Origin of the sequence: Rhizobium sp. Root483D2 (assembly GCF_001426685.1) — a bacterium.
Taxonomy (GTDB): Bacteria; Pseudomonadota; Alphaproteobacteria; order Rhizobiales; family Rhizobiaceae; genus Pararhizobium; species Pararhizobium qamdonense.
This window is the reverse complement of sequence record NZ_LMFB01000009.1, coordinates 200,454-220,408: the sequence shown is the minus strand read 5'-3', so window position 1 is coordinate 220,408 and position 19,955 is coordinate 200,454. Positions and strand designations below refer to the sequence as shown.

The following is a 19,955-nucleotide window of genomic DNA, read 5'->3' as shown; positions in this document are numbered from 1 at the left end:
CACTTTTTGATACCAGCCGAGCCGCCTCCAGCCGGTTTCCTGCGTCGATGATGCCTTTTGTCTCGGTTCCGTCCTTGCCATAGGCGCGATATGAAAATCTGGTCACGTTTCCGCCGCCGTGTTGAGAACCCGGGAAACTTCCAATTTCGAGGTGACGCCCGCATCAACCAATCTGGATGCGCAGGCCGCCATCGTCGTCATGCCATCGGCAACAGCCTGTTTGACGATTTCCGTCTCTGTCGCGCCGGACCCCACCAGCGCCGACACACGGCCTCCCGCCTCCAGAACTTCGTAGATGACTGTTCGGCCGGAATAGCGGGTGCCACGGCAAGCCGGGCATTCGGTCACCTCATCCTCGCTGCAGGACGGGCACAGCAAGCGAACCAGACGTTGCGCGATCACGCCGCGGATCGTCGATGCGATCAAATATTCTTCAATCCCCATATCCCGCAGACGCGTGAAAGCGCCAGCGGCAGTGTTGGTATGCAAGGTGGTCAGCACCAGATGTCCGGTCAGCGCGGCCTGTATGGCAATCTGCGCTGTTTCCTTGTCACGAATTTCACCAACCAGGATGATATCCGGATCCTGTCTCAGGACCGATCTCAAGGAACGTGCGAAGTCGAGGGCGATGGCGGAATTGACCTGAAGCTGGGTAATGCCTTCAAGCTGATATTCCACCGGGTCCTCGATGGTGAATATCTTTACTCCTTCCTTGTTGAGCAAGCTTACCAGGGAATAGAGCGTTGTCGTCTTGCCACTGCCTGTCGGGCCGGTAACAACCACCATTCCGTTCGATGATTGCGCCAGTTGAGAAATCGTGCGGCGGGCTTCGCCGTCAAAACCCAAATCGGACAAGTCGCTCGAAACATTCAGGTTTCTGAGCAGGCGCAAAACGATCGTCTCTCCATGCAGGCTTGGAACGATCGACACGCGAAAATCGATCTCCGTGCCTCGGATCGAAAGCCGCATGCGGCCGTCCTGGGGCAGGCGGCGCTCGACAATGTTAAGCCCGGACAAGATCTTGATGCGGGTGACAATGCCTGACAGCATCGATTTCTGAACGGTGTCACTGCGAGAGAGCACGCCGTCGCGGCGATACCGGATCTGGACCCGATCCGAAAAGGGTTCGATGTGGATATCGGTCACGTCGGCATCGAATGCGTTCTGCGCCATCTTTGCCACGAAATTGATGATCGGCGCCTCCAGCGCGATATCCCTCAATCGATCGACATCGTTGTCAAAGGCGGATTGCTCAGCGGGAGCATTGTCATCGTTGGTTGCGATCTGCGAATGCGCCGCCACCGCATCGATCGCCAGCACAATCTCCTTTCGCGGAAAGACTCTGATCTGGATTTCCCGTTGAAAATAATAGGTGAGGGTTTCCAGCAAACCCTTCTCAAGCGGATTGGCGAATGCGACCAGCAACTCGCCTTCCTCCAGACCAATCGGAATGGCGCCTCGTGTTCTGGCAAAGTCCAGATCATAGGTCTCCAGGCCGGGGACCATGGAGAAAGGTGCCGGGAATACCGTGCGTGGTACGTCTAAATAGGTCCTAAACCATTCAGCCAGGCTGGCCTCGGTCAATAGGCCAAGCTCCGTGATCACAACATCGAACGGCAATGGGCTTGAGCGTATGGCGGCCGAGATCCGGTGGGCCGATTCGACAGAGAGGACGCCTTTGCCCCTTAGGAATTCGATGAAATCAGTCTCAGATATGCTGTGCCCATGCGCTCGCATCATAGCCCCTCCGTCAATCTCTTTAGAAGGTCCGGGCATGGCATCGGCGCCATCGGGTCAAGATCCAGAGTGCTCAAGCTGGTGAACACCGTCTCCTTCTGCAGAATGTTTGGAGAGGCGCCGTCTCCGGTCGCGCTGGCAAGCATCACCGTCGATAAAAATCCGGAAGGCTCCCCCGCCTTGAATTCCGCAAATGAAATTTCGGCATGCCCCGACGGCAGATTACCAGCTGCCGCAAATTGCAGTGCCTGGTCATGCCGCTCCAGTTGCCGGCGAAGAGCTGGGGGCGAATGTGCAATCGTGACAGTGTCGGTTTTGTTCTGAATGGTGAAGATACGCGCTATTTTCCCAAGGTCCGGAAGAGGAGGCGTGAGCACATCGTAGAGTTCGGCAATATTCTCGAAGGGCGCATGTTTTACAATGAACGCGGCATCCTTGTCCGTTCCCGGTTCATCAGAGCCAATCTCCCGATAGATTTCGATGCGATCGGCAAATCGCGTGGCATCGCTTTCGATATAACCGAGCGATAGAAAACCGATCTTCAAAAGAGCGTTGCTCGCGCTGTTCAGGCCGATCAGACCGTTCTGATCCTGTATGTGCAGATAGAAAACCTTGCCATCGCCCATGCATTGCTGCCAGCCGGTCAAGATCGGAGATTTCGGCTGGCCGGCGTAGGCGACAAGCGAAAGGCCGGGCGAAAGCAACTCGAACGCCGTGCGCCGCGTACTATAGGCCGACGCCAAGACTTGGCCACGCCCAAGCACGGCGAGGGGTGTAATCACCGCCGCGACGAGAAGAACGAACATCAGCGCTGTGATCAGGCCGAAACCATCGTTTCCCTCATTGGGTTTGATGCCGTCACTGCAAGACATCATTGTGCATCCGGATACAGGGAAAGGTTAAAACTCAAGTCCTGGTCAGTTTCATGAGAAAGCTCAATATCGTCTGTCCCGATCCTGGTTATGCGCCAGCCGGTAATCAGGTCGCCCTGGTGAAACCATGCGCTCGTTCCCGTATCCTCCATCGTGATCAATGCACTTGGTATCTTCGCCACGGATTCCGTGCCCAACAGTTTCAGCTGCGGCCGTTCGACTGCAACGGCTGACGTCTCTTCCTCCACCATGACCGGAGGAGCCGGTTGCAAATCCGGCTCGGTTGTTTCCGCCGTTTGAAACGGGCGCCTGTTTTTCGAAAATAACGGGCGGGCGTATGTCTCCGTGGTTTCCGCGCCGGCCCCATCTGCCGATAGGCTGTCATCTTCCCGCAGGTGTTCGATACCGGTAAATGCGAATTCAGCTGGAATGGCCGTCGTTGCGATCTGGAGCTGATATGACCAGACGGACATTATGCCCACGGCTACGACCCCGATGATCCCTAAAATCGTATTTTGCAGGGTCATTCGATCTCCCTACAGCGGTTTGCCTGGAGCACCGGAAGCACCCAGAAAGACAATCGTGGCCGTCAGTTCGGCAGGCAGGTTTTCTTCGGCTGATGTTTGCTGGTAGGTCGAGTTCAGCACCACCTCTTTGATGAAAAGCCTCGGCTGGTTGTTTTCGATCGATGCGATGGTGCGATGAACAACCTCCATGCTTCCGGACAGGTTGGCTTTAAGCCCAATCATCCTGAAGCCGTTTTCACCGGTTTCGCTGACATTGTTGACGGAGTTTATCTGCCCCCCGGCTGTGCCAACCACATCCTGCAGCCAGGATTGCAAGGCAGCGCTCATGACGGCTTCATTCTCGCCGCTCAAAAGCATCGGGTTTCCGTCATTTTCGGGAAGCAGTTGCGCTTCGAATGACACGCCTGCAGTAGCGATGGCTTTAAGCTTGCCGAGCAAGGCTCTCTTCTCGTCGATGGCCGTGTAGCCGGAATAAAGGCTTGTCACCGCCATCTGGATCACGCCGGCCAACCCGGCGACCATCACCACGGCAAAAACCAATGCAACGATGCGCTGTGTCCGGTTCGTGGCATTCATCAGGGAAGCCAGCATTCTATTGCTCTTCCTGCTCGAATGAAATGTGAAAATTATCCCCGGCGAATCCCGGAACCTTCACCACAGGAGATGTAAATTGCGCCCGTTGAAACAAGGCGCTTGCCTCGATACTGCCGATCAGCGTTGCCGGTTTTTCCGAGAAGCCGGCTATTGCAACTCTCTCGTCCTTGATGGTCAGATCAGTCAGGAATGCGGTGTCAGGAAGAATGCGGCTGAGTTCTTCCCAAGCCTTGACCACCTCCAGCTTTTTCGACTGTTTGAGCGCCTGCAACTGCTGGGATTTTTTCGCATATTGATCGTAACGGGCCCGGGCGGCATGCGCCTGTTTGCTGGCCTCGCCGATTTCAACCTCAAGCACGGCCGCTGCGGTAGATGTCTTTTGCTGAACCTGGTAAGCGCAAAACAAGCAGCCAAGAACAATCAAAAGTGCAAGAAGCCAGTTGAGTGTCCGGCGAATATCCCGGTGCGGCCGTTGCGAAAAATCTGCCGGCCGCAAGCCGGAGAGTACCTCGACCTGCCCGGATCCCAGATAAATACCGGAGACCTCAACCCCGGCATGCCGAAATTGCGTTCTCAACTCGTCAATGACGTCACGCCGTAAAATGAAATAGGTGGCATCGCGTTTGTGCGGCTCTGACAGAAGAATTTTGACGTCTTCGACGCGGAATGGCGTTTCCGTGAGGATGTCCAGCTCGGCAGCCCGTTTCAAGATCGATAGCGGAAGCCGCCGGTGTGAAATGGTCCGTTCGAGATATCTTGTGTCATTCAGAACAAGTCGGATCGCGTCATCCTGAAAATCTCCGGCCGCCTTCAATGCGAGCAACGTCTCACCCATCGTTGACAGGGGCTGGAAGGCGCCACCATCAAGCGAGAAGCCGGACTTGCCGATCACGACCTGACGTTGATCCCGTTGTTTCGTCTTTCTCCAGGGCAGGTGCGGCCGCATCTGCAGCATCTCGTTCTGCCACCAGACGAAGAAATCGAGGCAGCCGTCGCTCAGGCGCGAAAAGGATGGCGATGCGCTAAGGGATGTCACGGTCTTCCCCTTCGCCCCCTGTTTTGCCGTCCCTCCCCAGCGAAATCACAGCAAAGGAAGTGTCACCCTCCGGAGCCCGGTACTGGTAGACGTTGCCCCAAGGATCCCTCAGATCTCCGGCATCCTTCAAATAGGGGCCGTTCCAGACAGGACTGCCTGCTGGACGGGTTGAAAGAGCCGCCAAGCTCTCTTCCTGTGTCGGATACCGGCCCGAATCCAGAAAATAGAGTTCAAGCGCGCTTTCGAGATTTTTCACCTGAACCTTGGCGCTATCGGTTCGTGCGGAGCCGAGATAGCCAAGGACGCGGGGAGCGACGATTGCGGTGGTCATGGCGATGATCGCCAAAACGACAAGAAGCTCCACCAGCGAGAAACCAGCCTCCAGTTCGGCAGACCGCTTTCGCCTTGCCCTGAACATTTGGAAACGGGAGGAGAGCATACGCATCATCGACGGCACCTAGACAATCAAAACGGAGATGGAGTTGAGTTCAAAGACAAAGGTCAGCAACAGTCCGGCGGAGAGAAATGGGCCGAACGGAACTCTTTGCATCCGCGCACCCTTCTTCCAGAAAGGAAGCGTCAGCAGGGCGAATGCCAACGCGCTGAGGCTGGAAACCGCCAGAAACAGCGGAAAACTGGCAATCGTGATCCAGCATCCCGCGGCAGCGGCCATTTTGACATCGCCCAGTCCAAGGCCGATCTGGCCTCTTGCCCGAAAATGGACGAAACGAACCAGTGAAAACGTTCCTGCGAATACGAGTATTCCAAGTGAAATCCGGACCGGGTCAAAACTGCCGAGTAGCCAATGCGCAGCCAATCCAGTTGCGGCCAACACAATGTTGCACAGATCCGGAATGACAAGCTTGCGCAGATCGATCATGGCAATCACCGCCAGTTGAACCGCCAGAAGCAACAGAACGCTGATCTCTGTCGTCTCCATCTAGTTTGCCAACCGGATGAGATCGCGCTTCATGCGCTTGCCGGGCGTATCGCTGTCTCCAAAATCAAACTGCTGGCGGAACTCGTCGGTCGCCTGACGCGCCTCCTCGCTATCGCGGACGATGCGCGGACGGATAAAGATGATCAGCTCGGTGCGGTTGATGCCATCGGTCTTCGACTTGAACGCATTGCCGAGCAGCGGGATATCGCCGAGCACCGGCACCTTTCTCTGGTTGAGGGATTTCTTCTCCTGGATCAATCCACCGAGTGCCAGGCTCTCCCCGTCATGAACGACGACGCGGGTCGCAATCTTTCTCTGCTGGATCGTCGGCGAATCAATCCCCGACGTGGTGGTCGCAACGACATTGCTGACCTCCTGCTGGATATCGAGCATCACCCGGCCGGAACTGTTGATCCGGGGCGTGACCGAGAGGATGATGCCTGTATCCTTCATTTCGACGGAGTTGATGATGACGGCGTTGGCCGATTCCGTGCTGGTGCTTGTCTGGGTGATGACGGGAACCTGATCGCCGACTTGCAACTTCGCTTGCTGGTTGTTGATGACCATCAGGTTTGGCGACGAGATCACCTTGACCTTGGTCACACTTGAGAGTGCCGACAGGGCCGATTGGGCGTTGGCAGAAACATGGGTCCAGTTAAAGCCGGGGAATGCCGCCGTGACCGCGCCGGATGCCAGATCTGACAGGCCCAGAGAATGGTTACCGTTTTCCAGATACCAGCGAAGGCCGAACTTGAGTTCGTCGTTCAGCGTCACCTCGGCAATGACAGCTTCGAGGAAGACCTGGGTTGGCAGAACGTCGAGCTGGCGCAGGATCTGCTCGATCCTCTGATATTCGCGGGCATTGGTGGAGATTAGCAGCGCGTTGTTTTCCGTATCGGCAACGACGGATGGAACAGTGCCGCTTGTCAAAAGGGCGGGTTCGCTCTCGACCTGGGCTTCCGGAGAATAATCGACACCCTCGCTCTGCATCGTATCGGCAACGAGATCGGGTGCCACCGGGCTTGGCCTAGCCATAGTCCCGCCATTCGATTTGGCGCTGGCGAGCACGTTCTGCAGCACTTTTGCCAGTTCCGCCGCCGGCCGGTTCTGGATCTCGTAGACGAACAGCTGCTCCTCATTGGTTTGCGCGATCTTGTCGAGCTTGGCGATCCAGGCGGAGACCTTAGGCAGGTAGGCCGGGCGCGACGTGATCGCAAGGACCGCGTTCAGACGGGTATTGGGGATGAAACGGATCGTTTTGGAGTTGGGACCAGCGTCCGCCCCGAACACCGAATTGAGCTCTTTCACCAGTTCCTGCGGCTGCGAAGCCTTCAAAGGATAGAGTGCCGTCGACATGCCCTTCATCCAGTCGACATCGAAGACCGAGATCGCTTCGCGGATAGCAGAAAGCTCGCCATTGTTGCCAGCGACAACGATATAGTTGCGGGCAGGGTCGGTGCGCAGCACCGCACCCTTCTTGCTCACCTCCTCGATGATGTCGCGCATCTCGTCGGCTGCGATATATTTCAGCTGCAGAACCTGAACTTTCATGCCCGGCTCGTTCTTCGGCAGACGGCCGCCGCTGATGATCGCGTTCGATGCCGTTGCCTCGGAATAGGGCACGATCTCGTAGCGGTCCGCCTTCTTGACGATCGCTGCGCCATTGGCGGCCAAAGATACTTCAAGGATATCCAAAAGGCTCTGTTTCGACATCGCATGGCTGGTCTGCAATGTCACCGTGCCGGTAACCTTGGGATCGACGAGATAGGTATATCCCATGATGTCGCCAAGGATTTTCTTGGCCGCCAAAGCCACCGGCGCATCGACGAGATTGATCGTATAGCCTTCGGACCCATCCGCCGCCGCACCACCCGTCACCGACGACATGGACTGTCCGGTAAACTCGCCACTGCCGATCTGCGCAAATCCCGCCGGCGTCGAGCCCGTGACCGTGCCGCCCTTGATCACGTTGGAATTCGGATAACCGCGCGCGTCATGCGCCCGCGGCCGCTCGACACCTTCCATCAACGACGCCCACTTATCATCGCTATTTTCCGAGGCACACCCCGCCAGCACGGCGAGAACCATGCTGAAGCCAACCCGAATCGTAAGCACCCCTGCCCCTCAACTTATACTAGAGGTGTTGTACAGTCCGCTTGGGAAAGGGGGAATGGGCGGCGGCTTGTCACGGCGCGTTTCCACAGTATTATTGTAATTATCTGCTAAGGACTTGCAGTAAATGCAACCGAAATGCCGTTGCCGGTTTAATCTTCTTAGAGATGACGCGGCAGCGCTTTATTCGTTGGAACTGATCGATGATTTTGGCGAAGAGTTCGATCCCTTTTGGGTTGACGGGCGGCGCTGTAAAATAGGAAGATCATGGCAATAGTCATCGCTGACGGCATAGCGAAGCACTTCGGCAACCCCAAGTGCTGTCTGATGTTACGCTGGAGAAGATTATCGCCCTCCATGGTCATGTTGATCGTCACCGGCCCCGCCGTGGCCATGAAGGCAACCGCCCATTGCGCAGCGGCCAGAGCGATCGTCAGTTTCCGCCTCGCCACCATCCTAAAAATTGACTGTCCGCCGTAAAGGTTCACGCCGGTCGATCACCTGCCGTACCTGCCGCCGGTCGCGCCGTAGGATGTCGAGGCAATCGTTGCCGATCCATTCCAGCGAGGCATCGATCTGTGGATCGCCGGACAGCTCGGCGAGAAAGGTGGTGTAATCGACAGCACCTTCAAACAGCGGCGTCATGCCAGTGCGCCGTCCTGCGGCGGCATAGACGTTGGCGGGTTCGAACACGGAAAGATCGGACCGGTCGCGAATGTTCTTCAGGTGATAGTGACGGATATGCGGCTTCATCTCGCGGTGCACGGTGACGGGGTCGGCGCCGCTTTCCCAGACATGTAAACTGTCATAGTTGATGGAGAAGAAGGGATGATCGACCTCGGCGATCAGTTGCAGGGTGGAGCCGGCAGTATCGGCCAATGTTTGCGGGTGGGTTTCCACCAGCAGGTGGATGCCATAGCTGGCGGTGATGGCGCAGATATCGTGCAGCCGTTCGACCATCACGCGCCGGTCTTCGGCCGATGTGGCAAGACTGCCGCGATTGCCGGCAAATGTGCGGATTTTCCGCGTTCGCCAGCGGCGGGCGAGCCTGCATAGTTCCACGGTCTTGAGGCGCAAGGTTTCGGGATCGGCATCAACAGGCAGATAGTCGCTGATCATCGGCACCGAAAGCCCGAAACCGTCCAGCCATTCCGCGTTGCGGTCCGGCTGCTGTGCTAGATTGCGCGCATGTGCGCCCCAGAGCTCGATGCCCTGGAAATCGTTGGACTGCGCCCAGGCGGCGATTTCACCGAGCGAGATGAGATGGTGACGAAAGGTGATGGTGCAAAGCGAAACTCGCATCAGACGGCCCTTTTCAGCATTGTGACATTGACGCGCGGCGCAACATTCTGTTCGCACCAGAGATCGAAGATCTCCGCCAGTTTGTCTTTCAGCCTGGTCTCCAGCCGGCCGGCCTCGTCGAGCCTTTCGAACACTGGCGCGGAAAGCGCGCGATCTCCGGTCTGGGAGAGTTTCATGCAGGCGTAGTGCAGCGTCTTGAGCGATTGCACCAGCGCTTCGATCTCCTCGCACCATGTTTCAAACTCCGCGGCCGGCAGTTTCAGCGCGCGCCAGAAGAAGGCGAAGCCGTGCTCATAGGCATATTTGCGGATGGTGATGACGGGCAGTTCGCGCACTGCAGCCGTCAGGCCGGACAATGTTATGCCGCCGTCTCTGGCAAGATGTGCCGTGACGATGGTGCGCACCGCATCGACGAGCGGGTTCGTCTCTCTCACGAAGCAGGCTTCGAAATAGGCTTTGAGATCGTCCGGTTCGGGCGTTCGCGCTTGCGTACTGTCGAAGACGTAGCCACCGCCGACGGTGGGCTGCATGATGGCGTGAATGACCTTTTCGCGCGCGATCTCGCCTTCCCAGCGATAATCGGGATCGTGCACGAACCAGGTTTGCGGATCGCCGGTTTCCTGGAGCATCAGGTAATGCGGGAACGGGTTCTGGTTGAACTTGTTTTCGCGCTCCGGCAGGTGGAACATGTCCAGCATCACCATGACGGACCCGGTGTCGCTACGGTTCTGAAGGAGGTCGAGCAGCGACGCCAGGTTTTCGATCTTGGTCCTTTCAGGATCGTACCACTCCCGAACCGCGACGCCATAAAGCCGCTGGAACCATCCATGCAGGAATTCCTGGGTGATCCCGGGGGCGTGATAGAGCAGTTCGAACCGGTCGCCGATGGCAAATTGTGCGTCCCAGACACCGAAGTAGAACGGCCTGTGATCAAGGCCCCGGCGCTTCAGGCCGTCGCAGACGCAACTGACGAAGCAGTGAACCTTGATGTCGTAATAGGCCTCTCCATGTACGCCTTCGTCGCTGGTGCCGCCGGTGAGGGCAAACGCCGGGACCACGGCCGTGGCATCGCCCTGATGGTACAGCGCAACCAGATCGGCGACGGTCTCAATATCCTGCTTGGCGATCGCCTCTTCCGGAACGGAAAGGCCGTATTCCAGCTCGAGATTGAGGAAAATCTGCAGGATCAGCACGGAATCGAGGTAGAGGTCCTCGTTCAGGCGCGCATCGGGACCGAAGCCGTCGAGATGCGCATGCTGCATATGTTCACTCAAAACCGTATGGATGGCGGTGAGGATTTCGCTCTGGGTCATGATGCCGCTCCGGCGGAAGGTGTTGCAAACTCGCCTGCAGCATGGCGTTCCGCCACGTCGCGGCGGCTGATCTTGCCGTTTGCCTGGCGCGGAATGGCGTCGACCTGCAGGATCTCCATCGGCAACTGGTGGCTGGCCAGATGCCGGCTGCACCATTCGCGCACCGACTGCGGTGCCAGACTTTGGCTGGCGCTGAACAGCAGCGCGACACGCTCGCCGGCGAACCGGTCCGCCTTGCGGAAGGCAACGGCGTCGGTGACATCGGGCATGATCATGACGGCGTCCTCGACATCTTTCGGATAGACGTTCAATCCGGAGACGTTGATCATGTCGTCCATGCGGGAGATGAAGACGAGCATGCCGTTATCGCTGAGATAGCCGAGGTCGCGCGTGTGGATCACGCTGCCGGCCGCATTCTTCACCACGATCTCGCCAGCGTCATCGGCGCTACCGCCCGTTTCGGCCGTCAGATGCGGCAGGACGAACCCCATGTCTCCCGTTGCGGTCACGTCGGGGTTGATGGCGATGCAACCCGCTTCAGAGCAGCCATATTGCTGGAACATGTGCTGGCTTTTCGCGCGGATCAGCGAGAACCAGGCATCGGGCAACAGCGTGCCGGATGTCATGGTTGCGTGGATCTGCTCATCCTGCGGCAACAGCCGGGCGAGCGTGTGCAGGATCGCCGGTGACGAATAGAGCAGCGGCCGTTCGGTTTCGCGCAGAATTTTCAGGAGATATTTCGGATTGGCAGTATTGACGACCACCGGCACCTGGCCGCGCTTCAGCGCCACGAGAATACCGCAGATCAGCCCATAGGAATGGGTGGCCGGGCAGGCGACGACCGGGGTCATATCTTCCGGCTCTGCGAATGCGCGGACATAGCTTTCGATCTCGGCGTCGATCTCGTCCCAGTTCCGCGCCACGCATTTTGGCGCGCCGGTCGTGCCGGAGCTCATCTGCAGAAGCTGGCCTTTCTCAAAAGATACCGACGGTGCATCGAGCACGTCCGCTGTCAGGCTGTTGTAAAACAGCCGGTCGCAGCCGGCGCCGATGGCAAGCTTGCGGGCGGCGGCATAGGGCGTGCCGGGATGGATCGGCAGGACGCTGGCGCCGGCCGTGCGGATGGCGAAAAACAGCGACAGCCAGTCCACCGTTTCCGCAAAACACACCGCGTAGCGGCCGCCATCGCGCGATAAAAGGCCGGTTTGCTCCGTCAGGCGGGCCGAGGTTTTTTCGAAATAGGCGTTGTCGTAAAGCCTGTCATCGATCTTGATCATGGCTTTCTCCTTCGTTGCAGCTGATCGGCCGCCAAGGCATTGGGCACCGTGTGGTGGTACTCAGGCTTCAGCGCGAACAGCTTTCGCGTCATCAGGGATTCAGTGAGGATATGGGGCCGGTCGTGGCCAAGCTGCGCCTGCCGTTCCATAGCTTCGTGCTCAACGGCGTAGGACGACAGGAGGCTTTCGACCCGCTGCCAGAAACGCTGTTCCGGCAGGTCGTAGCAATGGTCGAGCAGGTGGGAAATTTCGGTGAGATTGTAGACGAACAGCGTATCCATCACCAGTTCGCGGAGCGAATCCAGATTGTCTGTCCAGTAATATTGGTCCGGCTCGGCCTGACGGTAGAGCGGGTTCAGGGAGAGGAAATCCGGGGCCTTTGCGGGCTCGCGCAGGAAAGCCGGGCAAAATTCCATGCTGTCGTGGAAATCGCGCAGGATCAGGCGTACCGGCCAGCCGTCACGGTGGACCAGAAGCATGTTCTGGCCATGAGCCTCCACGGCGATGCCATGATGGACAAGCAGATGCCAGACGGGCAGGACGGAGATTTCGATCAGCCGGTTCATCCATGCCATCAGGCCGAAACGCTGGATCCAGTCGCCCGCAAATGGCCTGCCATCCGCCTCGACCATCATCAGGGCGTTGAAGGGAATGAGCGCCTCGCCCGGCGACAGCGTTGCCTGCGCATTCTGCCGCCAGATTGCGCCGATCTGGCCTGCAAGCGGGCCGTCGGCATCGGCGATGATCCCGGCATATTCCTGCAGGACAGTGAGTGGATACCGGTCACGGAACAGCGGATCGCCCTCGACGATACCGGCGATCCAGCGCGAGAGCACCGGTGCGGTGCACACCGAGTGCGGCTCCAGCGTGCGCCGCGACGAGGTGTTGATCATGTTGAGCGGCAGCTTGATGCTGGCTGCAAGCGGGCGGTCCTGGTTCAAGAGCGAGCGCACCGATTGCGTTGCGGTGTAGCGATCTCCGGCCGGTCCGAGGCAATGGGCCTCGCCAGCGCTGATCCAGCCGTCACCCAAGGTTTCAGCGAGATTGCGCCATTGCCAAGGATGCAGCGGCACCAGCCCGAAGTCTTCCGCTGACAGGCCGAGTTGCGCCTGCATCGTTTGCAGATGTATCCATGTTTCGTCACCGAGTTCGGTTTTCCAGAAAATGGCCTCCTCCTCCGGCAAGGCATGGCGAAGATGCTTGCGGGCCACGAGCAGCCAGACCAGTTGGAAGACGTTGCCGGTTTCCGGGCCATAGGCGGCGTGATCGGCCTCGGAAAATCCGGTCCTTGCCTTGTAGCAGGGGTGATAGGGATGGCCTTCGTCCAGCGCGCCTTCCAGCGCGGAAAAAGACATGGAGCGGCGTTGCCGGGGGGCGATGTGGCGATCATTCCACTCTGAAAAGCCAATCGTCTGCGTCATCTCGCCGAGAAGCTTGCCGCGGGCCATGCCCGTACCGGGCAGGGCGGAGACGAATTGAGCGGTCGAGACTTCGCCCCAGATACCGCCATCCTCGACCTCTATCGATCCGGCCATCGGGCGAATGCGTCCGAATGGTCCAACGGACCCGCTGCACCGGTAGGAGCGGCCACCCAATGTCCATTGGAAGCGCGTCAGCCCGCCGTCAACGCTTTGCCTGGCGTCGATGACACCTTCGTAGAGGAGGGCGGCCACGAGTTGGCGCAACACCCGCTCACCGGGCTGCCCTTTGAGATCAAGAGGCAATGGCATGGCTGGTCCTTGCAACGGTCAGTGCTGCCGGCCCTCTCAAAGGGTTGGGCATGGGACGGTAAAGCAACGGCGCATTGTCCGACTGCAACTCATCGACATCGAACAGCCGCGTCGTCAGGTTGGCTTTCGACGCAATGGTCGGCAGGTCGAGAACGTGGCGGGCGAAATCCCGGCCAGCGCCGGTCATGCCGTGTGCGCAGCGTTCGAGATGCGCGCGCATCATCCGCAACAGCTGCCCTTCGCCGCACAGCCCGTCATGTCCCATGCGGCTGATGATTGAAAACACCTGATTGACGATCAAGTAATAGGCGAACCGGTCGCGGATTTCCGCCTCCGGGAAATAGAGGGAGCCTATGGCTTCCGTTTCGGGAACATGGCCTGACAAAAGGCTGCGGTAGCGTTCGGACAGATAGAAGCCCTGGTTGTCGCGATAATAGCTGACGGTGGGATAGCCGGTTCCGATTTCCAGCAGGCTGTTTTGCTGATGCGCTTCCAGCGCGATACCATAATCGTCGTAAAGCCTGATCAGCGGTTCGACTGCGCAGGTGAGATAATGCTGAAACCAGACGAGCGCGGCATCGGACACGGTCTCGCCGTCGCGCATGGCGATGTTGCGGATAAGGCGTTCCAGCCGGGACAGTTCGCCCGCAACAGGATCGGCGGTCAGGGCGGCGACGGTGATGATGCCTTTGCCCCTGTCGCCTGAAAACGGGTTTTCGCGCAGGATCACCTCAAATCCGCTTTCGCTGCGGCCGGGAATGTCGAGCGTGATATAGGCCGGGTCCTGGATGATCTGGAAGTGTTTCGACCGCCGCGCAAAACCGATCCGGTCGATCAGCTTGGCCATCGCGACCCCGGCTTCCAGCTCCTGGCGCCGGTTGAGGCGAAGCGAATTGGTGATGCGAACTGGAAGCGAGAATTTCAGCATCCAGTCCTTATCGCCGCTATAGACGGTGCGGACGGACGAGGTCGCCGTGAACGGTGAACCGGCCGGGCCAAGATGGCGCAGGCTCCCACTGTGTTGCATGGCCTGGATGTCCGGATCGAGCAGCAGGGCCTCTGCCTGGAGGGGATGCATGGGCAGCAGGTATTCGTCGTGCCCGGCGGCAAGGGGTTCGCCGGCGCTATCTGCTAAGGAGAGGACGATATCGGGGGCTGCCACCGGCCGCGCCGAGGCATGGCGGACATGGTCCATTTTGGCGGCAAAGTAATGCAGCTTGAACTGGCCGCGCAATTCCGGCGCGTAGCTTTCCTGCTGCCAAAACGTCATGCCCTGCCGGCTCTTCGGGGTCGGGTGCAGCCAATGGCCGAACACGAGCGACTGTTCGGCCTCGATAAAGTGATCTCCATCGGCCGGAACCGGGTCCGCCTTTTCGATGAACAGTGCAGTCTGCTGATAGCTTTGCAGCACACGCATCAGCAGTTCGAGTTCAAAGCCGCGCAGAACATCGGCCTGTCCCTCGTCCGCCTGGCGATAGGATTCGTGGATGAGGCTGTGAAGTGCGGAGATCAGCTCGAGCGGCCGCCAGATCGCGTCCGAAGCGCCCCTGCACCAGACCCGGCCGAAATGCTGCGGGCCGCAGAGGGACGTTGAGGTAATCTCGGCGCGAAGGATAATCTGCTGGCGGGGCAGCGACCATTCGATGCAATCCACCGGGCCAGCCGCTGTCCTGTGCAGCACCGATGTGCCGGCATTCACTTCGCGCAGATAGCAATTGGCAAAACTCTGAAAGGTCGCCATTTCTGCGATTTGCCTAGACGATTGCATCGTGTCGTTCCTCGGCACGCGGAGCCGCGCAAGAGCGTTGTCATCCAACGCGATGAAATTCATGGATGAGTTCGATTGGTCTCTTCGACCGTCAGCCGGGCGGCTGCCACAGAAGCGGGCCGCTGTTTTCCCGGAACGCGAACCGCAGGAGGTGATCCTCGACCACAGATTTGGTGTCAGTCAGATTGGCCTCGTCGGGCGACTGCACCCGGATGTTGAGGCCATCCGGATCGGCTTGAAGATATCCTGTTCCGCAGGAAAATCTGAGCTCGCCCTGATCGTCCGCTTGGGTGACGTCGATCTTGTGGCCGAAATGCTTGCAGAGCTGGGTCAGATATTTCTGGCCGTTTTCCGTCGTAAAACGGGTTGTCGCTTCTTGCATCTGGAACTCCTGTCTTTCGACTTTGGGTCTTGGAGAGCGGCCTGCGGCGATGTTTCGCCGGTTTCCCACTCTCGTCTTTCGCGCATCGCCGGACCGGCGATGCAATCAGCCGGTCAGAACGTCGCCCTTGCGGTCAGGATGAAGGCGCGGCCCTGCTCATAGAGCGGGACCACGTTGGCAAATTCCTGGCCATAGGTTGCGCGGTCGGAATAGGTTTCGTCGAAGATGTTCTTGATGTCCGCCCTGAATGTCAGGTTCGGCCGGGTTGGTGGCTTGTACTCAAGAAAGGCGTTGAAGACCTGGTAGCTCTCATAGGGTTTGCTGCCTGGCGCTACGTGATCATAGTCGAGCGCGATTTCTGTGTCGGCGCCGAGCGTGATACCCCAATCCGTGAAGGTATGTACCGCCTGCACGGTGATGATCTGGCCCGCCGGTGCGGCGAGATAGGTGCCGATATCGGAATCGGCCGGCTTTCCATCGATTTCCACATCGATATCAGCGTATTTCACCGTGAAGAAGCCGTCGCCCCAGCTATAGCCGCCGCCAATTTCAAAGCCGCTTGAGCGGACGTCATGCGTCTCGATCGCGCGCGCGATTGCAAAACGTGGGGCTCGGGCATCATCGAGCCTTGTCTGGAAGACGCTGCCTTCAATCGTAAAGCCATTATAGTTGGCTTCCAGCCCGATATTGTAGTTATCCGCCGTAATAGGCTTCGGCCCGTCGCCATAGTCCCATCTGGGGTTCACAACGAAGTTTTCGGCGAGTGTAGGGCCCGCCCAGACATGCGAATAGCCGGCCTTGGCGACGAGGACATCCTCGATCAGATCGTATTCGCCGGAAATATTGCCGCTAAGACCGGAATTATTCCAGTCTTCGCCGGTGGTTCCGGTGAACTTTTGACTATCGCCCCGTCCACCAAAGGAAAGCCGCGTGCGGTCCCAGGGCTCGATCCGGGCTTGCGCGTAGAGGCCGATATTGCGGGATTTTTCGGTTCCCGGATCGAACGCATCCTCAAGATCAGCCTTGTCGCTATAGAAATCGACGCCGGCGACGATGGTGCCGATATCGAGGGAGAATTTGTTCTCGAACTTGCCGTTCAGACTTTCGGTCGTGCCGATCGCCGCATAGGGCGCAATGTTGAAGCGGGGGTCGAGGAAAACAGTCGTTTCCAGTTCGGTTCTGCTATAGGCGAGCACAAGCTTCGGATCCCACCAGCCTTCCGGGGTGCTGTCCGTATATGTCAACACGGTGTTTTGGCGATCCAGGATATAGTCGCGGATCGTCGGCTCCTTCCAGGGCCGTCCAGGATCGACAAACCCGGCATTGGCGCGATAGGGCCGGGGTGCTTCATCGTGGATGCGCTCATGGCTGATTTCGATCCGGTCGCCACTGTCGAACTCGTAGCCGAGTTTTCCAAGTCCACTCAGGATGTCTGTGCTGGTTCCCTCGACATTCTCGCCGTTGCCCGCCGTGAAGCCGTCGCCCTTTCCGAAGTTGAAAGCGCCGAGGAATTCCAGGCCTTCGTGGAGGCCGTAGGCGGCTATTCCGGTCGTCACGGTATCGCTGTTGAAGTTGTGCCTTGAGGTGACAAAGCCACCAAAACCATCGCCATCGAGAAGATCGCGGGCATCCTTGGTTTCATAGGCAATGGCGCCGCCAAGGGCGCCCGGACCGGCATCGGCAGGGGCCACGCCCGCATCGACGCTGACGGCCTTGAGCAGCATGGGGTCGATCAGGTTGGTGCCGGCATGGTGGAAGACCTTGTTGTTCTGGCGGCTGCCATCGACGGTCACAGCCAGGTTGTTTTCCTCGATGCCGTGGACATAGACCTTCTGCGACATCGGCAGAGAACTGCCGACCGAAATACCCGGCTCGCCGGAAAAGACATCGGCAATGCTGGCCGGGTTCTTCCGCTCCAGATCCTTTGCAGAGATCTGGATTTCACCGGCGCCAAGAGTGCCGCTCTCGCCGAAGACGGAGATCGGTTCAAGCGCGGTCGCGCCAGCCGCCGCCGCTGCTGCCGTTCCATCGCCGGAGGACGCGGCCTGGCCGATCACGGCCGTGCCGCCGGTGATCTGGTAGGAAATGCCAGTGCCGGACAAAAGCTGTGCCAGCGCCTGCTGCGGCGCAAGCGTGCCGTTGACCGCGTTTGACCGAACGCCGCGTGACGTGGCGGCGGCAAGCGTCACCTGAAGGCCCGATTGCCGCCCGAAGGCATTTAATGCCCCGGGAAGCGGCTGGGAGGGGATGTTGAAACTTTCGGTGTCGTTCAGCCGGGACGTCTTGTCCTGCGCGAAGGCGGGAGAGAGCGATGCCGGGTTAAGCGGCGTCAGTGCGATGACCGCCGACGTGGCAAGCAGGCGCAGGCCGTGGGCGCGGCTATGCCTTGCTGTCAAAAATCTGTTGCCGTTGCGGCCTGTCTGCGAACGCATTTAACTCAGTCTCGGTTTCCCGCGCAACGTCCCAGGCATGCGCTTCAAACCAAAGACGACCGGCTTCCGATTTTTTTCATCCAATCGGAATTTTCTTGATTGTTTTTGTCAGCTTAAAATCGGCTGAGCACACGGCCGTAGGGTGTCACCTCGCGAACCCTGCCGCCAAACGGTTTGACGATCGCCTCAAGGGCTGCGTCCGGGTTCTTCAGATCGTAGAGACCGGTCACACGGCGGGAGGCAAGGGCCGGGTCGGGTATGCTGATCCAGGCCGGATGGTAGCGCTGCAACCGCTCGGTGGCCGCGCCGACGGTGATGTCATTGACAAACATCCGCCCGCTTCTCCAGGCGGCGATATCCTCCGGCGCAATCGCATCGCGCATCACCGCCCCGGTTTTATGATCGACTGCCGCCATCTGCCCCGGCGCAAGTTCGAAATTCTGCTTGTGGTCCGGACCATCGTAGGAGATGGCAACAGTCCCGCGCGCAAGCTCCACCGTCGTTGCGTCATCCGAAAGTTGGACGTCGAACGCCGTGCCGAGTACCGCAACCGCGACGCCGCCGGCATTGACCGTGAACGGACGCGAGACGTCATGCGCGACGTCGAAAAACGCCTCGCCGGAAAGAAGCGTGACCCGGCGGGCGGACGGCGTGATCTCGGTGGCAAGCGCACTGTCTGCGCCCATCTCGATGACGGTGCCATCCGCCAGCGCGAGGGTTCGGGTTTCGGCCGTGCTGGTGACATGATCCGCCTGCCAGCGGATCAGAAGCGATGGTCCGGCAAGCAAGAGGAACGCGCTGGCGGCAAGCGCCACGCCGATCCCGGCCGTCCACCGCTTCCAGCGGCGGCGTTGCGCTAGTGGGATGGCCGTAACGGAGCGGGCAGACCGCCAGAGATGCTCGTAGACCGGCGGCACTTCGCCCAGCAGCGTCCAGGTTTTCAGCGCCTGTTCCCAGGCGCGCGCATGCACAAGCGAGCGGGATCGCCACGCCTGAAAGTCGTCTTCCGTCTGCCGACAGTCCGGCCGCGCCTTCAGGGTGAGAAACCAGTCCATGGCTTCTTCCAGGATCGCGGGCGGTATGGTGTTAATCTCAGTCAAAATCGTACCTGCAGCGATCGGCTGATGTCACGCCGGACATGTCTCGCCGAACCATCCTCTCTTGGATAAAGACGAACTGCGATAGAATTTTTTTCATACGGATGACAGTATTTCACGACGCATTTGCAACCAGCATCGTCGCCACCCGGACCATGGCTGTGCGCACGTGGCGATGGGCTGTCGCAACCGAGATCCCCAGATGGGCCGCAATCTCTTCCAGATTGTATCCGCCGAACCGGTGCATCTCAAGCGCCGTGCGCACATCGGCGGGAAGATCATCCAGAATCCGGGATATCTGCCGCACCTCATCCGTCACGACAACAAAATCTTCCGGCGTCGGCAATTCGTTCGGGATCGACCAAAATGGTGGTTCGTTCTGCTTTTCCCGCATCTCGACTTTCTGGCGCTTCAGAAAATCGAAGGAAAGGTTGCGCACGATCTTATAGAGATAGGCAAGTGTCTGCGCCGATGTGCCGGTATTCGCATTGGCCGGCGAGAACCGCAGGAAGGCATCCTGCACGATGTCTTCAGCCACCTCCCGCGAGCCAAGAATCCGCGTGGCATAGGCAATCAACGCCTTGCGGTTGGCGATGTAGACTTCATGGCGTGCATCGACATCGATCATCGGCCAAGACCATCTGCAGCAGAGGTCCCGCCCGCACGCCACCGGTTTTCTTCGCTGCCTTCTATGCGCATCATCCCGTTCATGTCCGCCAAGCCTAAATCATGCGAGCGGCTGCCTATAACACGAGGAATTAAACTTGTCTGCGATGCTCATATTTTATTTTATTGGAAAATAACAATTAACAGCACGCTGTGCCGGGTCCTCACAC

18 protein-coding genes are annotated in these 19,955 nt (G+C 58.8%); 1 reads left to right on the top strand and 17 read right to left on the bottom strand.

Annotation, left to right across the window (positions count from 1 at the left end):
- Nucleotides 1–102 precede the first annotated feature (102 nt).
- From ASD32_RS07580 to gspD, 8 genes are all read right to left on the bottom strand, one after another.
- Entirely contained in the window at nt 103–1,776 is a 1,674-nt protein-coding gene (locus tag ASD32_RS07580; protein ID WP_244490124.1) for a GspE/PulE family protein, read from the bottom strand.
- Nucleotides 1,737–2,612 carry a hypothetical protein gene (locus ASD32_RS07575; protein WP_060637401.1) on the bottom strand — a complete coding sequence of 292 codons (876 nt, stop codon included), beginning with the start codon at nt 2,610–2,612 and terminating at the stop codon, nt 1,737–1,739. The genes ASD32_RS07580 and ASD32_RS07575 overlap by 40 nt, the downstream gene beginning before the upstream one ends.
- A complete protein-coding gene (locus tag ASD32_RS07570) occupies nt 2,609–3,136 on the bottom strand; it encodes a hypothetical protein (RefSeq protein ID WP_060637400.1) in 528 nt (175 codons plus the stop codon). Before ASD32_RS07570 ends, ASD32_RS07575 begins: the two co-directional genes overlap by 4 nt.
- 9 nt (nt 3,137–3,145) lie before the next feature.
- Nucleotides 3,146–3,712, bottom strand: coding sequence for a type II secretion system protein GspM (gene gspM / locus ASD32_RS07565; protein ID WP_280139417.1), 567 nt, complete (start codon nt 3,710–3,712; stop codon nt 3,146–3,148).
- A 16-nt stretch (nt 3,713–3,728) separates the two neighbouring features.
- A complete protein-coding gene (locus ASD32_RS07560) occupies nt 3,729–4,685 on the bottom strand; it encodes a PilN domain-containing protein (RefSeq protein WP_156383092.1) in 957 nt (318 codons plus the stop codon).
- Nucleotides 4,686–4,752: 67 nt separating this feature from the next.
- Nucleotides 4,753–5,205, bottom strand: coding sequence for a type II secretion system major pseudopilin GspG (gene gspG, locus ASD32_RS07555; protein ID WP_156383104.1), 453 nt, complete (start codon nt 5,203–5,205; stop codon nt 4,753–4,755).
- 18 nt (nt 5,206–5,223) lie between these two features.
- Nucleotides 5,224–5,706: an A24 family peptidase gene (locus ASD32_RS07550; RefSeq protein ID WP_060637397.1), complete on the bottom strand. Its 483-nt coding sequence runs from the start codon at nt 5,704–5,706 to the stop codon at nt 5,224–5,226.
- Nucleotides 5,707–7,821 carry a type II secretion system secretin GspD gene (gspD, locus tag ASD32_RS07545; RefSeq protein WP_244490123.1) on the bottom strand — a complete coding sequence of 705 codons (2,115 nt, stop codon included), beginning with the start codon at nt 7,819–7,821 and terminating at the stop codon, nt 5,707–5,709. It lies immediately after the preceding gene.
- A gap of 264 nt (nt 7,822–8,085) precedes the next feature.
- Here gspD and ASD32_RS29455 point away from each other — a divergent pair, with 264 nt between their 5' ends.
- The gene (locus ASD32_RS29455) at nt 8,086–8,298 is read left to right on the top strand and encodes a hypothetical protein (RefSeq protein WP_156383091.1); all 213 of its coding nucleotides are present in this window, start codon (nt 8,086–8,088) and stop codon (nt 8,296–8,298) included.
- Here the strand turns inward: ASD32_RS29455 and ASD32_RS07535 are convergent.
- The 9 genes from ASD32_RS07535 to ASD32_RS07495 all read right to left on the bottom strand — a co-directional run bounded on the left by ASD32_RS07535 (nt 8,275) and on the right by ASD32_RS07495 (nt 19,747).
- Entirely contained in the window at nt 8,275–9,120 is an 846-nt protein-coding gene (locus ASD32_RS07535) for a sugar phosphate isomerase/epimerase (protein ID WP_060637394.1), read from the bottom strand. The two genes, ASD32_RS29455 and ASD32_RS07535, sit on opposite strands and share 24 nt — an antisense overlap.
- A complete protein-coding gene (locus ASD32_RS07530) occupies nt 9,120–10,433 on the bottom strand; it encodes a DUF6005 family protein (protein ID WP_060637393.1) in 1,314 nt (437 codons plus the stop codon). The genes ASD32_RS07535 and ASD32_RS07530 overlap by 1 nt, the downstream gene beginning before the upstream one ends.
- Complete coding sequence (locus tag ASD32_RS07525; RefSeq protein ID WP_060637392.1) at nt 10,430–11,710, bottom strand: AMP-binding protein; 1,281 nt, start codon at nt 11,708–11,710, stop codon at nt 10,430–10,432. The genes ASD32_RS07530 and ASD32_RS07525 overlap by 4 nt, the downstream gene beginning before the upstream one ends.
- Nucleotides 11,707–13,440: an IucA/IucC family protein gene (locus ASD32_RS07520; RefSeq protein ID WP_060637391.1), complete on the bottom strand. Its 1,734-nt coding sequence runs from the start codon at nt 13,438–13,440 to the stop codon at nt 11,707–11,709. The genes ASD32_RS07525 and ASD32_RS07520 overlap by 4 nt, the downstream gene beginning before the upstream one ends.
- Nucleotides 13,424–15,181, bottom strand: a complete 1,758-nt coding sequence (locus ASD32_RS07515) for an IucA/IucC family protein (protein WP_244490122.1) — start codon at nt 15,179–15,181, stop codon at nt 13,424–13,426. The genes ASD32_RS07520 and ASD32_RS07515 overlap by 17 nt, the downstream gene beginning before the upstream one ends.
- Before the next feature lie 118 nt (nt 15,182–15,299).
- Nucleotides 15,300–15,590, bottom strand: coding sequence for a DUF2218 domain-containing protein (locus tag ASD32_RS07510; protein ID WP_060637390.1), 291 nt, complete (start codon nt 15,588–15,590; stop codon nt 15,300–15,302).
- Between the two features lie 113 nt (nt 15,591–15,703).
- Nucleotides 15,704–18,022: a TonB-dependent receptor gene (locus tag ASD32_RS07505; RefSeq protein ID WP_060637389.1), complete on the bottom strand. Its 2,319-nt coding sequence runs from the start codon at nt 18,020–18,022 to the stop codon at nt 15,704–15,706.
- Between the two features lie 113 nt (nt 18,023–18,135).
- Entirely contained in the window at nt 18,136–19,122 is a 987-nt protein-coding gene (locus tag ASD32_RS07500; protein ID WP_156383090.1) for a FecR family protein, read from the bottom strand.
- A gap of 112 nt (nt 19,123–19,234) precedes the next feature.
- Nucleotides 19,235–19,747 carry a sigma-70 family RNA polymerase sigma factor gene (locus ASD32_RS07495; protein ID WP_060637387.1) on the bottom strand — a complete coding sequence of 171 codons (513 nt, stop codon included), beginning with the start codon at nt 19,745–19,747 and terminating at the stop codon, nt 19,235–19,237.
- Between the last annotated feature and the right edge of the window lie 208 nt (nt 19,748–19,955).